Source organism: Escherichia sp. WS33, from assembly GCF_046486385.1.
Classification (GTDB): domain Bacteria; phylum Pseudomonadota; class Gammaproteobacteria; order Enterobacterales; family Enterobacteriaceae; genus ECMA0423.
In genome coordinates this window covers 40,167-54,660 of the sequence record NZ_JBJQLJ010000018.1, presented here as the reverse complement: position 1 = coordinate 54,660, position 14,494 = coordinate 40,167, and the positions used below count along the sequence as shown (strand labels likewise).

Below are 14,494 nucleotides of genomic sequence, written 5' to 3'. Positions count from 1 at the left end.
ACCCCTTACTGCGCCTGCACGCGCAACTCTGCTGCGCTACGACTACGATGACCCAGCAGTGCTTTTACATCACTGGACTTCGGTTTAACCAGCGCAAATTTAGTGGCGAAGGTTGACCAGTTCGCCAGAATCTCTTCACCGCGCTGAGAGCCAGTATGCTGAACATGCTCGGTGATAAGACCGCGCAGATGCTCTTCATGGATCGCCAGATCGTCAACGCTTAAGACCTCGACCAGTTCCGGGTTAACGCGTTTGCGGAAATCACCGCTTTCATCGAGAACGTAAGCGAAGCCGCCGGTCATGCCCGCACCGAAGTTAACGCCGGTTTTACCCAGAATACAGACAATACCGCCCGTCATATATTCACAGCCGTTGTCGCCAATGCCTTCTACCACGGTGATAGCACCGGAGTTCCGCACGCCGAAACGTTCACCCGCGCGGCCTGCGGCATACAGACGACCACCGGTCGCGCCATACAGGCAGGTGTTGCCGATAATACTTGCTTCATGGCTGCGGAAGGCGGAACCAACCGGAGGACGAATGGCGATTAAGCCGCCCGCCATGCCTTTACCGACATAGTCGTTGGCATCCCCGGTCAGGTACAGTTCCACGCCGCCCGCGTTCCACACACCGAAACTCTGGCCTGCGGTGCCGTTGAAGTACGCTTTGATAGGATCGGCTGCCAGCCCCTGATCGCCGTGCGTTTGGGCGATATAGCCTGAAAGCGACGCGCCGACAGAACGGTCGGTGTTGCGAATATCGAACCAGAAGGTTTTGCTCTGGCGTTCATCGACAAACGGTTTCGCCTGTTGCAGCAACTGCGCGTTCAGCAGGCCGTTATCAAACGGTGGATTGTTTTCGGTGCAGTAGAGTGCCTTACCTGGATGCGGTTCGGCGGTCTCCAGCAGCTTCGACAGCGCCAGTTTTTGCTGTTTGGCGGTGAAACCGTCCAGTTCTTTCAGCAGGTCGGTGCGACCAATCAGATCCACCAGACGCGTTACGCCCAGCTGTGCCATCAGCTCGCGGGTTTCACGGGCAATAAATTCAAAGTAATTGGTAACCTTGAACGGCAGGCCGTGATAGTGGTTCTTACGCAGTTTGTCATCCTGAGTTGCTACACCCGTTGCGCAGTTGTTCAGATGGCAAATACGTAGATATTTACAGCCGAGCGCCACCATCGGGCCAGTGCCGAAGCCGAAGCTTTCTGCGCCGAGAATCGCCGCTTTGATGATATCAACACCGGTTTTCAGGCCGCCATCGACCTGCAAACGGATCTTATGACGCAGACCATTGGCAACCAGCGCCTGCTGGGTTTCAACAAGCCCCAGCTCCCACGGGCAACCTGCGTATTTCACTGACGACAGCGGGCTTGCGCCGGTGCCACCGTCATAGCCTGCGATGGTGATTAAATCGGCATAAGCTTTTGCCACGCCAGTCGCGATGGTGCCTACGCCCGGTTCGGAAACCAGCTTCACGGAGATCATCGCTTTCGGGTTAACCTGCTTGAGGTCGAAAATGAGCTGCGCTAAGTCCTCGATAGAGTAGATATCGTGGTGCGGCGGCGGGGAGATCAGCGTCACTCCGGGCACCGAATAGCGCAGTTTGGCGATGTAAGGAGTGACTTTGTCGCCCGGCAACTGACCGCCTTCGCCCGGCTTCGCGCCCTGGGCGACTTTAATCTGAATGACGTCGGCATTGACCAGATACGCCGGAGTAACGCCGAAGCGACCAGAAGCCACCTGCTTGATGCGCGACACTTTGTTAGTGCCATAGCGCGCCGGGTCTTCGCCGCCTTCACCGGAGTTCGAGTTACCGCCGATGCTATTCATCGCTTCCGCCAGCGCCTCGTGGGCTTCCGGGCTTAACGCGCCGATAGACATCGCGGCGGTATCAAAGCGTTTAAACAGTTCGCTTGCCGGTTCAACATCAGCAATGTTGACCGCGTTTTCACCCGGCGTAATTGCCAGCAGATCGCGCAGCGTGGTTGCCGGACGCTCATTAACCAGCTTCGCGTATTCCTGATAGTCGCTGTACTCGCCGCTTTGTACCGCCTGTTGCAGCGTGCGCACCACGTCCGGGTTGTAAGCGTGGTATTCGCCGCCGTGGACGTATTTCAGCAGGCCGCCCTGGCTGATGGGCTTACGCGCCAGCCAGGCACGTTTCGACAGGTTCAGCAGATCCTGCTGGAAGTCTTCAAAGCTCGCCCCACCAATGCGGCTGACCGCCCCCTGGAAGCACAGGCCCACTACATCATCGTGCAGACCGACCGCTTCAAACAGTTTCGAGCAGCGGTAAGAGGCGATGGTGGAGATGCCCATTTTGGACATGATTTTGTACAAGCCTTTGTTGATGCCGTTACGGTAGTTGAGCATCACGGTACGATAATCTTTGGCAATCGCATGGGTGTCTACCAGGCGGCCCAGCGTTTCATAGGCAAGGTATGGATAAATAGCCGTCGCGCCGAAGCCCAGCAACACGGCGAAGTGGTGCGGATCGCGGGCGCTGGCGGTTTCGACGATGATGTTGGCATCGCAACGCAGGCTTTGATCGACCAGACGGGTCTGGATCGCGCCAACCGCCATCGGGGCTGGAACCGGCAGGCGATCTTTAGCGATATTCCGGTCGGAGAGCACCAGCAGCACGGTGCCGCTACGTACCATTTTTTCGGCTTTGTCGCACAGCTCTTTGACTGTCGCTTCGAGCGTGGTTTTAGTGACGTCAAAGGTGATATCCAGCGTATCTGCGCGGTAGTGCTCCTCTTTCATCGTCGTGAGCTGTTTGAAATCGGAGTAGAGCAGAATCGGCGATTTAAAGCTTAAACGGTGCGCCTGGCCCTCTGCTTCGCAAAAGACGTTCATTTCACGACCGATACTGGTGGCGAGCGACATAACATGCGCTTCACGCAGCGGGTCGATTGGCGGGTTAGTCACCTGGGCAAACTGCTGGCGGAAGTAGTCGTAAATAATGCGCGGCTGACTGGAGAGCACGGCGAATGGGGTATCATCGCCCATCGAACCGACCGCTTCCTGACCGTTTTCGCCCAGTACGCGAATTACGGAGTCCAGCTCTTCCGCGCTGTAGTTAAACTGTTTCTGGTAGCTGGCAAGCGTGTCGTCGTCCAGTTCGCGGCTACCCACTTCTTCATCGGGCAGATCTTCAAACGGTACCAGTCGGCGGACGTTTTTCTCCATCCACTCTTTATATGGATGGCGGCTTTTCAGATCGTCATCGGTTTCTGCCGAGTGCAGAATACGCCCACTGCGGGTGTCGATCACCATCAGTTCGCCTGGCCCGACGCGGCCTTTTTCGACCACTTCGTCAGGCTGATAATCCCAGATACCGACTTCAGAGGCGCAGGTGATGAGCTTATCTTTGGTGATGACGTAGCGCGCCGGACGCAGACCGTTACGGTCGAGGTTACAGGCGGCAAAACGACCGTCGGACATCACGATGCCCGCCGGGCCATCCCACGGCTCCATATGCATGGAGTTAAAGTCGAAGAAGGCACGCAGCTCCGGGTCCATATCCGGGTTGTTCTGCCAGGCGGGCGGCACTAACAGACGCATAGCGCGGATGATATCCATCCCGCCTGCCAGCAGCAGTTCCAGCATGTTATCCATCGAGCTGGAGTCAGAACCGGTTTCGTTGACGAATGGCGCTGCGTCGTGCAGATCAGGGATAAGCGGCGTCTGGAATTTATAGGTACGCGCACGCGCCCATTGGCGGTTACCGGTGATGGTGTTGATTTCACCGTTATGCGCCAGATAGCGGAACGGCTGCGCCAGCGGCCAGCGCGGTACGGTGTTAGTGGAGAAGCGCTGGTGGAACAGGCAGATGGCCGATTCCAGACGCAGGTCCGCAAGATCCAGATAAAAGCGCGGCAGATCCGCCGGCATACACAGACCTTTATAGATGTTCACCAGATTCGACAGGCTACAGACGTAGAAGTCTTTGTCGGCTTCGAGACGCTTTTCAATGCGGCGGCGGGCGATAAACAGACGGCGCTCCATATCGCGCGGACGCCAGCCTGCCGGGGCGTTCACAAAAATTTGCTCAATGCGTGGCAGAGAGGAGAGGGCGATTTCACCCAGCACGCCTTCGTTAGTGGGGACATCACGCCAGCCCACAATCGACAAGGTTTCGCGTTGCAGTTCTTCTTCAACGATGCGGCGTGCGGCAGCGGCGAGTTCAGGATCTTTATTCAGGAATAGCATCCCGACGGCGTAGTTTTTTGCTAAACGCCAGCCGCGCTCCTGCGCAACGATGCGAAAAAAGCGATCCGGTTTTTGTAACAGCAAGCCGCAACCGTCGCCGGTTTTACCATCGGCGAGAATCGCGCCACGGTGCTGCATGCGGGCCAGTGCGTGTATTGCAGTACGCACTACCTTGTGGCTAGGTTCGCCTTCTATGTGGGCGATCAGGCCGAAACCACAGTTATCCCTCTCAAGGGATTTATCGTACAACATATCGTGAACCTCCCCCAGGCTCTGCGGGAACCCCACTTCCGAACCGCTGCGCACGGGCACAGAAAGAGCGTGGCGACGGGGTTTGCGTGTCATACGCGCGCCTCGCATTCGCCCCCTTGTTGTCCTTTTCGCATCGGTTAATACGGTGAAGAGGGGATCTCAATTACTGCATAAATATGATGAGCAGGCTGCTCATCCAGAAAGCTTCCAGCGGATTTCCAACTTATCGGGAAAGCTGATACAGGTCAAATGGCAAGCTTATTGGTACAGAAATGTGCTTTAGCGCAAAATTCTTTATTAAATTACTGAAATTAAAATGGATTTTATCTTTAAGGCTAAAAGGGAAGTCGTTAGAGAAACAGTCAATTCCTGACTGTCATAAAGGCGTGTTAACCCTTATCCTGCCTTGAACTGACGAGAAAACCAGCATTTTATACTGCCTTAATTGGTAATGACGTTTCATGCTACTGTTTTTGCCTAAAATCCATAAGGAGATAAAAAAATCTGACACAAGATAAGCAAAAGTGATTTATGTGATTATGCATGAAATTTCGGTAATTTTGATTGATTATGCAGTTGATAAAAGCAGGCCGGGACGATTGATCCAGGTCATCGCCGAATTGAGCTAAAAATGGCAGGCTTTGGCCTCTTTTCAAGGCGCGGTCTATCAGATTATGCAGTTACAGAAATTAGTCAATATGTTTGGTGGTGATCTCACCCGTCGTTATGGGCAAAAGGTGCATAAGCTGACGCTACACGGCGGTTTTAGCTGCCCTAACCGTGACGGTACCATCGGGCGTGGTGGCTGCACATTCTGTAATGTTGCCTCGTTTGCCGATGAAGCGCAGCAGCATCGTTCCATTGCCGAGCAACTGGCGCACCAGGCGAATTTAGTTAACCGCGCTAAACGCTATCTGGCCTACTTTCAGGCGTATACCAGCACCTTTGCGGAAGTTCAGGTGCTGCGTTCTATGTATCAGCAGGCGGTGAGCCAGGCCAATATTGTCGGTTTGTGTGTTGGTACCCGCCCGGACTGCGTGCCGGATGCGGTGCTGGATCTGCTTTGCGAATATAAGGACCAGGGTTACGAAGTGTGGCTGGAGCTGGGGCTACAAACCGCCCACGACAAAACACTGCATCGCATCAACCGCGGCCATGATTTTGCCTGTTATCAGCGTACAACCCAGCTGGCACGTCAGCGCGGGCTGAAGGTGTGTTCCCACTTAATTGTCGGCCTGCCTGGCGAAGGGCAGGCTGAATGTTTGCAAACGCTGGAGCGAGTGGTTGAAACCGGCGTGGACGGCATAAAGCTGCATCCGCTGCATATTGTGAAAGGCAGCATTATGGCGAAAGCCTGGGAAGCGGGGCGTTTGAACGGTATTGAACTGGAGGATTACACGCTCACTGCCGGAGAAATGATTCGCCATACGCCACCGGAAGTGATCTACCACCGCATTTCCGCCAGCGCCCGTCGCCCGACGCTGCTTGCTCCTCTGTGGTGCGAAAATCGATGGACGGGAATGGTCGAGCTGGATCGCTATCTGAATGAACATGGCGTACAGGGATCGGCGCTGGAACGTCCGTGGATACCTCCAACGGAGTAGGTCGTTGAGGGGAATTCCGCATTTCTCACACAATTTATAACGTAACTGTCAGAATTGGGTATTATTGGGGCAGGTTGTCGTGAAGGAATTCCCTAATGAAGCAAATTCGTCTGCTGGCGCAGTATTATGTTGACCTGATGATGAAGTTAGGTCTGGTGCGCTTCTCAATGTTGCTGGCGCTGGCCCTCGTCGTTCTTGCCATTGTGGTACAAATGGCGGTAACCATGGTGCTGCATGGTCAGGTCGAAAGCATTGATGTTATTCGTTCTATCTTCTTTGGTTTGCTGATTACGCCGTGGGCGGTCTACTTTCTATCGGTGGTCGTCGAGCAACTGGAGGAGTCACGACAACGTCTGTCACGGCTGGTGCAAAAACTGGAGGAGATGCGCGAGCGCGATTTGAGCCTCAACGTTCAGTTAAAAGATAATATTGCCCAGCTAAATCAGGAAATCGCCGTTCGTGAAAAAGCGGAAGCAGAACTGCAGGAAACCTTCGGCCAACTGAAAATTGAAATCAAAGAGCGCGAAGAGACACAAATTCAGCTCGAGCAGCAATCCTCATTCTTACGTTCCTTCCTTGATGCTTCACCCGACCTGGTTTTTTATCGTAACGAAGATAAAGAGTTTTCCGGCTGTAACCGCGCGATGGAGCTGCTGACCGGAAAAAGCGAAAAACAACTGGTTCACCTGAAACCTGCTGATGTTTACTCACCGGAAGCCGCCGCAAAAGTCATTGAAACCGATGAAAAAGTGTTCCGTCATAATGTGTCACTGACCTATGAACAGTGGCTGGATTACCCGGACGGGCGCAAAGCCTGCTTTGAAATCCGTAAAGTGCCGTACTACGACCGCGTGGGTAAACGTCACGGTTTGATGGGCTTTGGTCGCGACATTACCGAGCGTAAGCGGTATCAGGATGCGCTTGAACGGGCCAGCCGCGACAAAACGACGTTTATCTCCACCATCAGTCACGAATTGCGTACACCGCTGAACGGTATCGTCGGCCTGAGCCGTATTCTGCTGGATACCGAACTCACCGCCGAGCAGGAAAAATATCTCAAGACCATCCATGTTTCGGCCGTCACGCTGGGGAATATCTTTAACGATATTATCGACATGGATAAGATGGAACGGCGCAAGGTCCAGCTTGATAATCAACCGGTTGATTTCACCAGCTTCCTTGCCGATCTGGAAAATCTCTCCGCATTGCAGGCGCAACAAAAAGGATTGCGCTTTAACCTGGAGCCGACGCTGCCATTACCGCATCAGGTCATTACCGACGGGACGCGTTTACGGCAGATCCTGTGGAACCTCATCAGTAACGCCGTCAAATTCACCCAGCAAGGCCAGGTTACCGTGCGCGTGCGCTACGATGAAGGCGATATGCTGCATTTTGAAGTGGAAGACTCTGGTATCGGCATTCCGCAGGATGAGCTGGATAAAATTTTCGCCATGTATTACCAGGTGAAAGACAGTCATGGCGGTAAACCTGCCACCGGCACCGGTATTGGTCTGGCCGTTTCTCGTCGTCTGGCGAAAAATATGGGCGGCGATATTACGGTTACCAGCGAACAGGGCAAAGGTTCAACCTTTACGTTGACGATCCACGCACCGTCGGTAGCAGAAGAGGTCGATGATGCGTTTGATGAAGACGATATGCCTTTACCGGCGCTGAATGTGCTGCTGGTGGAAGACATTGAACTGAACGTGATTGTTGCGCGTTCTGTGCTGGAAAAATTAGGTAACAGCGTTGATGTCGCCATGACCGGCAAGGCGGCGCTGGAGATGTTTAAACCGGGCGAATACGACCTGGTGTTGCTGGATATTCAGTTGCCAGATATGACCGGGCTGGATATCTCTCGTGAACTGACGAAGCGTTATCCGCGCGAGGATTTACCGCCGCTGGTGGCCTTAACCGCTAACGTGCTGAAAGACAAACAAGAGTACCTCAATGCTGGAATGGATGATGTGCTGAGTAAGCCGCTTTCGGTTCCGGCGCTAACCGCGATGATCAAGAAATTCTGGGATACCCAGGATGATGAGGAGAGTACGGTGACGACAGAAGAGAACAGTAAATCAGAAGCATTGCTCGATATTCCCATGCTGGAACAGTATCTCGAACTTGTAGGACCGAAGCTGATCACCGACGGGTTAGCGGTGTTTGAGAAGATGATGCCGGGCTATGTCAGCGTGCTGGAGTCGAATCTGACGGCGCAGGATAAAAAAGGCATTGTAGAGGAAGGACATAAAATTAAAGGTGCGGCGGGGTCAGTGGGGTTACGCCATCTGCAACAGCTGGGTCAGCAAATTCAGTCTCCGGACCTTCCTGCCTGGGAAGATAACGTCGGTGAATGGATTGAAGAGATGAAAGAAGAGTGGCGTCACGACGTAGAAGTGCTGAAAGCGTGGGTGGCAAAAGCCACTAAAAAATGACCCCGGCTAGACCGGGGTGCGCGAATACTGCGCCAACACCAGGGAAATCTTGGCTGCGCCGTAAATTATTATGATGAGTTACAAGGGCACAGCACTGTTTTTCAGGCCGCACGCAGTTAAGATAGCAAAACTTAAATGATTTGTTACATGAATCAGTTAAATGTGTGATGCGTACCATTTTTATTAAAAAAATTAATGTGTTTCAGTCAATTGCGAAAGGATGATCACAATGAAGAAAATTGGCGTAATTCTGAGCGGATGCGGCGTCTATGACGGTTCTGAAATTCATGAAGCGGTGTTGACGTTGTTAGCTATTTCACGCAGCGGTGCGCAGGCGGTCTGCTTTGCACCGGATAAGCAGCAGGTTGATGTTATCAACCATTTAACTGGCGAAGCGATGACGGAAACGCGCAACGTGCTGATTGAAGCGGCACGAATAACGCGCGGTGAAATCCGTCCTCTGGCCCAGGCCGATGCCGCTGAACTGGATGCGTTGATTGTGCCGGGGGGGTTTGGCGCGGCGAAGAATTTAAGCAATTTTGCCACTCTTGGTAGCGAATGCACCGTTGACCGTGAATTAAAGGCGCTGGCACAAGCGATGCATCAGGCCGGAAAACCGCTTGGTTTTATGTGTATTGCCCCAGCGATGCTGCCGAAAATTTTCGATTTCCCGCTGCGTTTGACCATCGGTACTGATATCGATACCGCAGAAGTGCTGGAAGAGATGGGCGCGGAGCATGTGCCCTGTCCTGTCGATGATATCGTGGTTGATGAAGACAATAAGATTGTCACCACCCCAGCATATATGCTGGCGCAGAACATTGCAGAAGCGGCGAGCGGCATTGATAAGCTGGTTTCCCGCGTGCTGGTTCTGGCTGAATGAGTAAAAGCCGCTTAACGGTGTTTAGTTTCGTTCGCCGTTTTCTTTTGCGGTTAATGGTTGTCCTCGCCGTTTTCTGGGGCGGGGGCATCGCGTTGTTTAGTGTTGCGCCTGTTCCCTTCTCAGCGGTAATGGTCGAGCGACAGGTCAGCGCCTGGCTGCATGGCAATTTTCGTTACGTGGCACATTCTGACTGGGTCAGTATGGATCAAATCTCGCCGTGGATGGGACTGGCGGTGATTGCCGCAGAAGATCAGAAATTTCCTGAGCACTGGGGCTTTGATGTCGCTTCCATTGAGAAAGCCCTGGCGCACAACGAGCGCAATGAAAACCGTATTCGCGGTGCTTCAACGATTTCTCAGCAGACGGCCAAAAATCTCTTTTTATGGGATGGGCGTAGCTGGGTACGAAAAGGGCTGGAAGCTGGATTAACGCTGGGGATAGAAACAGTCTGGAGCAAAAAGCGTATCCTGACGGTTTACCTGAATATCGCCGAATTTGGCGACGGTGTGTTTGGCGTCGAAGCTGCGGCACAACGTTATTTCCACAAACCCGCGAGCAAACTTACCCGGTCGGAAGCTGCATTACTGGCAGCTGTATTACCTAATCCACTTCGTTTCAAAGTCTCCTCGCCATCGGGCTACGTGCGTAGCCGTCAGGCGTGGATTTTACGGCAGATGTATCAGTTAGGCGGTGAGCCGTTTATGCAACAACACCAGCTGGATTAAGCTTCGCGCGAAGTGAGGGCCAGCGTTTTGCTCTCACGAGGTTGCAGATCTTTCTGCAGGGCAATAGCCAGCGCCGGTTGGGCGATAAATCGTTTCCATAACCGCTCTTGCTTACGCAGACAACACCACTTCGACCAGGTCGCCAGTGGAATCAATGTGCTTTCACCAATGTTGTCGCAGACGACCGGGATAACCTCTGACTCACTGATGCGGTGACAGAGGATATTCTGCGGCTTCAGCGACATCGTCACGATACGGTTATCCTGCAAATAACGCTTCAGCTGTTTCAGTAGCTGGCGCAGTTGTGCAATGTCTTCTTCGTAACGGCATTGCTCAGCAAATTCGGTCAGCGTAATGGAGGGTTTGCCGTCAAAATCTGCAATCACATCGTAGACATAACCGGTTCCGCAATCCGTCTCAACGGTACCGTGATAGCGCGGTATTCCACTCCAGTCTTTTAACCGGCGACCAAGATGCGCGTAGTACTTTAACTCACGGCGGATCTCTTTATCGCCACCATCGCCACGATGGTAGACAATCTTGATACAGCGTTGGGCATCTTCCGGATGCGCATAACATTTCCGATGTCTTCCGGTGCCCAGGGGATTTTGTTCAGATAAGCGAATCATGCCATCTCCTGGAAATATTTTCTGACGATCTCCAGTATGGTCGATTAACTTAAACAAAACCTAAACAATGCCTCTTAAGGTTTTCTTAAGGTTCTTCTGAAAGTGAAAAGCGCACAAAATGTACAAATGACGTTGATTGAGAACGATTTCAGTACGCGCTTTTCTTATTGTCGGGGGAGCTTGAAGGGATTTGAATGTCAAAGTGATGAAGATTAATCTTCATCAAAACCAGAATTAAAGAGGGCGATAACGGCGGCCAGTGCTTCCTCTTCCTGTGGACCGGTGGCTTCAACTTCAATCTGCCGTCCTTTGGCAGAATCCAGCATCAGCAGTGCAATAACGCTATTGGCTTCAGCCTCGGTGCCTTCGTCATTACGTAACAGCACTTCAGCGTCAAAACCCTGCATTAATTCAAACAGCTTCATTGCAGGCCGGGCATGCATGCCCAGCTTGTTTGTGATTTCAACAGTTTGCTTGACGGTCATGGTTTACGTTTTTCCAGCGTACGATGGCGTGACTGGACGTTTTTACCGCGCGAGCGGAAGTAGTCTGCCAGTTGCTCTGCAATATACACCGAACGGTGCTTCCCGCCGGTACAACCAATGGCGACCGTCAGGTAGCTACGGTTGTTGGTTTCCAGCATAGGTAACCATAGCTCAAGATAGCTTCGCGTCTGGTAGATAAAATTGTGTACTTCTGTGTGGCGGTCGAGGAACGCGGCGACGGGCTTATCAAGACCTGTCATTGGACGCAGTTTCGGATCCCAGTGCGGGTTCGGCAAGAAGCGCACGTCAAAGACGTAATCTGCATCGATAGGGATACCGTGTTTGAAGCCGAAAGACTCAAAGACCATTGTCAGTTCGCGTTCACGTTTACCCAGCAGACGGGTACGCAGCATTTCAGCCAGCTCGTGAACGGACATTTCTGAGGTATCGACAATCAGATCCGCTCGCGAACGCAGAGGTTCCAGCAAATCGCTTTCTTTGTCGATAGCACTTTCCAGCGACAGGTTTTTGCTGGAAAGCGGATGCAGTCGGCGCGTGTCACTGTAACGACGAATTAAGGTATTACGGTCGGCATCCAGGAACAGGAGTTGCGGTGAGAAAGCGTCAGGCAGGTTACTCATCGCCTGTTCGAATATTTCTGGTGACTCCGGCATATTACGAACATCAATGCTGACGGCGGCAGAAATCTCGCGATCGGCCAGAGTTCGAGCCAGATCGGGTAACAACACTACGGGAAGGTTATCCACGCAGTAAAAACCCATATCTTCCAGCGCACGCAGGGCGACAGATTTACCTGAACCTGAACGTCCGCTGACGATCATCAGTACCATGTACTGTTTCTCCTCACAACGTCTAAAAGAGACATTACCGAATAACTACGCTTCATCCGGAGTACCTTCGGTATCCGTAATGATTTGATACAGCTCTTCATCGCTCTGGGCTGCGCGTAAACGGCGGCAGATGGTTTTGTCCGCCAGACGTTTCGCCACCAGTGACAGAGTATGCAGGTGCGTTTTAGTTTGGTCTGCCGGCACCAGCAGGGCAAAAAGTAAATCCACCGGTTGGTTGTCGATGGCATCGAAAGCTATAGGCGTTTCGAGCTGAACGAAAACGCCAACGGCGCGCAGAGTATCTTCTTCCAGTTTGCCATGCGGAATGGCAATACCATTGCCGATACCGGTACTGCCCATTTTTTCCCGCGTCAGGATAGCTTCAAAAACCACCTGAGGCGGCAGACTAAGTTGTTTCGCCGCCAGCTCGCTGATGATTTCCAGGGCGCGTTTTTTGCTCTGACAGTGGACGCGGCTTCGCGTACATTCCCTGTTAAGAACACTGCTAAGCTGTAGAGTTGTATCATTATTTGTCATAATTTCACCTAAGAACCTGCCCACTCAAACAGTGGAACAGGCTCGGAGCATTAACCGTACAAATGGCCCGTTGTGCCGCACAACAGGCCGCCATGCACATGCTAATTGCCCGGACAATTAGTGTTGTTTCAGTTTATCTTTATGTTTGGTCAACTGGCGTGCCAGCTTATCAATTAAGCCATCAATGGCAGCGTACATGTCCTGACCTTCCGCGCTGGCATGAATTTCACCACCGTTTACATGCAGTGTTGCATCTGAGGTGTGGGTGACTTTCTCCACTTTCAGAACAACATAGACCTGGTTGATTCGGTCAAAATATTGCTCAAGTTTGGCAAATTTGGCTGTAACAAATTCGCGCAGTGCCTCGGTGATCTCGACGTTATTTCCGGTAATGTTGAGCTGCATAGTGTCTTCCTTATCGGTTGGGTCAAACGAGCTGTTTACGCTGGTTTGACGGCGGAATGGATAAAGACTCTCGGTACTTCGCAACAGTGCGGCGTGCCACCATGATACCTTGTTCCGACAGCAAAGAGGTTAACTTGCTGTCGCTCAACGGTTTCGCTGGGTTTTCCGCCGCGATTAATTTCTTCACCAGCGCACGAATCGCCGTGGAGGAAGCTTCGCCGCCGCCCTCGGTATTGACGTGACTGGAAAAGAAATACTTCAGTTCAAAAATGCCTCGTGGACTATGCAGGTATTTTTGCGTGGTCACGCGAGATATCGTCGATTCATGCATTTCGACAGCCTGGGCGATATCGGCCAGTACCATCGGTTTCATATATTCTTCACCTTGCTCAAAGAAGGCTTGCTGCTGTTCAACGATACAGCGACTCACGCGCAGTAGCGTATCGTTACGGCTTTCCAGACTCTTGATCAACCATTTGGCATCCTGCAGATTGCTGCGGATAAACTGGCTGTCACCATCGTTGCGCGCGTTATTGCACATCGAGGCGTAGTGCTGGTTGATTTGCAGACGCGGAATGCTGTCACTGTTGAGTTCTACCGTCCAGTGACCGTTATGCTTACGCACCAGCACATCTGGAATGACATACTCAGGTTCGCCAGTCTGGATCGACTGCCCGGGGCGCGGATCGAGCGACTGGATCAGATTGACGGCTTCTTTCAGCACATCTTCTTTCAGACGCGTGACGCGCATTAAAGTGCGGAAGTCGTGATTGGCTAACAGATCGAGATGATCGCTAATGATCAGTCTGGCCTCTTCCAGCCACGGCGTGGTTTTATCGAATTGGGAGAGTTGGATTAGCAGGCAGTCACGCAGATCTTTTGCCGCTACACCGACCGGATCAAACCGTTGGATCCGCTTAAGGACGGCTTCAACCTCGTCGATGTCGATCTCTTCATCGCCCATACTTTCGAGAATATCTTCCAGCGGGACAGTCAGATAACCGGTGTCATCAACGGCATCGACGATAGAGGTAGCAATAGCGCGGTCAGTGTCGGAAAACGGTGTCAGCTCGACCTGCCACATCAGGTAATCCTGCAAGGTCTGCGTCGTTTCGCCCTGATAGACCGGCAGCTCATCGTCAATGTAGTCACCGCTGGTGCCGGATGGTGTACCAGCGGTGTAAATGGTGTCCCAACTGGCATCGAGCGGCAGCTCTTCCGGCATCTCTTTTTGTTCGAGCGCGTCGGCGGTGTCCAGCGTTTCACTGTCTTGCGTTTCGCGGGTGTCGATTTCTTCATGAGTGTCGATTTGCTCAAGCAGCGGATTACTCTCCAGCGCCTGCTGTAGCTCCTGCTGAAGTTCCAGCGTCGACAACTGCAACAGACGAATTGCCTGTTGGAGCTGTGGCGTCATCGCCAGTTGTTGGCTAAGCCTGAGTTGCAAACCTTGCTTCATGTTCAGAATCGTACTCTCCTG

Annotated in this window: 11 protein-coding genes; 4 read left to right on the top strand and 7 right to left on the bottom strand. The window is 52.6% G+C overall.

Annotated features, from left to right (window positions below; translation table 11 throughout):
- Positions 1-5: 5 nt before the first annotated feature.
- Positions 6-4,466 (bottom strand): glutamate synthase large subunit, encoded by a 4,461-nt coding sequence (gltB, locus tag ACJHXA_RS15465; protein WP_001388534.1) that lies wholly within the window; start codon positions 4,464-4,466, stop codon positions 6-8.
- Positions 4,467-5,140: 674 nt separating this feature from the next.
- Here gltB and ACJHXA_RS15460 point away from each other — a divergent pair.
- From ACJHXA_RS15460 to mtgA, 4 genes are all read left to right on the top strand, one after another.
- Positions 5,141-6,070 (top strand): TIGR01212 family radical SAM protein, encoded by a 930-nt coding sequence (locus ACJHXA_RS15460; RefSeq protein ID WP_001176896.1) that lies wholly within the window; start codon positions 5,141-5,143, stop codon positions 6,068-6,070.
- A 95-nt stretch (positions 6,071-6,165) separates the two neighbouring features.
- On the top strand, positions 6,166-8,502 hold the full coding sequence (arcB, locus tag ACJHXA_RS15455; RefSeq protein WP_000809774.1) for an aerobic respiration two-component sensor histidine kinase ArcB: 2,337 nt from the start codon (positions 6,166-6,168) through the stop codon (positions 8,500-8,502).
- 229 nt (positions 8,503-8,731) lie between these two features.
- On the top strand, positions 8,732-9,385 hold the full coding sequence (gene elbB / locus ACJHXA_RS15450; protein ID WP_001299134.1) for an isoprenoid biosynthesis glyoxalase ElbB: 654 nt from the start codon (positions 8,732-8,734) through the stop codon (positions 9,383-9,385).
- The gene (gene mtgA / locus ACJHXA_RS15445; RefSeq protein WP_000047091.1) at positions 9,382-10,110 is read left to right on the top strand and encodes a monofunctional biosynthetic peptidoglycan transglycosylase; all 729 of its coding nucleotides are present in this window, start codon (positions 9,382-9,384) and stop codon (positions 10,108-10,110) included. Before elbB ends, mtgA begins: the two co-directional genes overlap by 4 nt.
- On the opposite strand, the gene yrbL is transcribed toward mtgA, so the two are convergent.
- From yrbL to rpoN, 6 genes are all read right to left on the bottom strand, one after another.
- A complete protein-coding gene (gene yrbL / locus ACJHXA_RS15440; protein WP_000620387.1) occupies positions 10,107-10,739 on the bottom strand; it encodes a PhoP regulatory network protein YrbL in 633 nt (210 codons plus the stop codon). The genes mtgA and yrbL overlap by 4 nt on opposite strands.
- 212 nt (positions 10,740-10,951) lie before the next feature.
- Entirely contained in the window at positions 10,952-11,224 is a 273-nt protein-coding gene (gene npr, locus ACJHXA_RS15435) for a PTS phosphocarrier protein NPr (protein ID WP_000216791.1), read from the bottom strand.
- On the bottom strand, positions 11,221-12,075 hold the full coding sequence (gene rapZ / locus ACJHXA_RS15430) for an RNase adapter RapZ (protein ID WP_000243741.1): 855 nt from the start codon (positions 12,073-12,075) through the stop codon (positions 11,221-11,223). Before rapZ ends, npr begins: the two co-directional genes overlap by 4 nt.
- Before the next feature lie 45 nt (positions 12,076-12,120).
- Positions 12,121-12,612 carry a PTS IIA-like nitrogen regulatory protein PtsN gene (gene ptsN / locus ACJHXA_RS15425; RefSeq protein ID WP_000183676.1) on the bottom strand — a complete coding sequence of 164 codons (492 nt, stop codon included), beginning with the start codon at positions 12,610-12,612 and terminating at the stop codon, positions 12,121-12,123.
- Positions 12,613-12,729: 117 nt separating this feature from the next.
- Entirely contained in the window at positions 12,730-13,017 is a 288-nt protein-coding gene (hpf, locus tag ACJHXA_RS15420; protein WP_001176599.1) for a ribosome hibernation promoting factor, read from the bottom strand.
- Between the two features lie 22 nt (positions 13,018-13,039).
- On the bottom strand, positions 13,040-14,473 hold the full coding sequence (gene rpoN / locus ACJHXA_RS15415) for an RNA polymerase factor sigma-54 (protein WP_000809051.1): 1,434 nt from the start codon (positions 14,471-14,473) through the stop codon (positions 13,040-13,042).
- Between the last annotated feature and the right edge of the window lie 21 nt (positions 14,474-14,494).

Coding starts and splice junctions, on each gene's coding strand:
- gltB (WP_001388534.1), bottom strand. CDS start 4,466: ATGTTGTACGATAAATCCCTTGAGAGGGATAACTGTGGTTTCGGCCTG.
- ACJHXA_RS15460 (WP_001176896.1), top strand. CDS start 5,141: ATGCAGTTACAGAAATTAGTCAATATGTTTGGTGGTGATCTCACCCGT.
- arcB (WP_000809774.1), top strand. CDS start 6,166: ATGAAGCAAATTCGTCTGCTGGCGCAGTATTATGTTGACCTGATGATG.
- elbB (WP_001299134.1), top strand. CDS start 8,732: ATGAAGAAAATTGGCGTAATTCTGAGCGGATGCGGCGTCTATGACGGT.
- mtgA (WP_000047091.1), top strand. CDS start 9,382: ATGAGTAAAAGCCGCTTAACGGTGTTTAGTTTCGTTCGCCGTTTTCTT.
- yrbL (WP_000620387.1), bottom strand. CDS start 10,739: ATGATTCGCTTATCTGAACAAAATCCCCTGGGCACCGGAAGACATCGG.
- npr (WP_000216791.1), bottom strand. CDS start 11,224: ATGACCGTCAAGCAAACTGTTGAAATCACAAACAAGCTGGGCATGCAT.
- rapZ (WP_000243741.1), bottom strand. CDS start 12,075: ATGGTACTGATGATCGTCAGCGGACGTTCAGGTTCAGGTAAATCTGTC.
- ptsN (WP_000183676.1), bottom strand. CDS start 12,612: ATGACAAATAATGATACAACTCTACAGCTTAGCAGTGTTCTTAACAGG.
- hpf (WP_001176599.1), bottom strand. CDS start 13,017: ATGCAGCTCAACATTACCGGAAATAACGTCGAGATCACCGAGGCACTG.
- rpoN (WP_000809051.1), bottom strand. CDS start 14,473: ATGAAGCAAGGTTTGCAACTCAGGCTTAGCCAACAACTGGCGATGACG.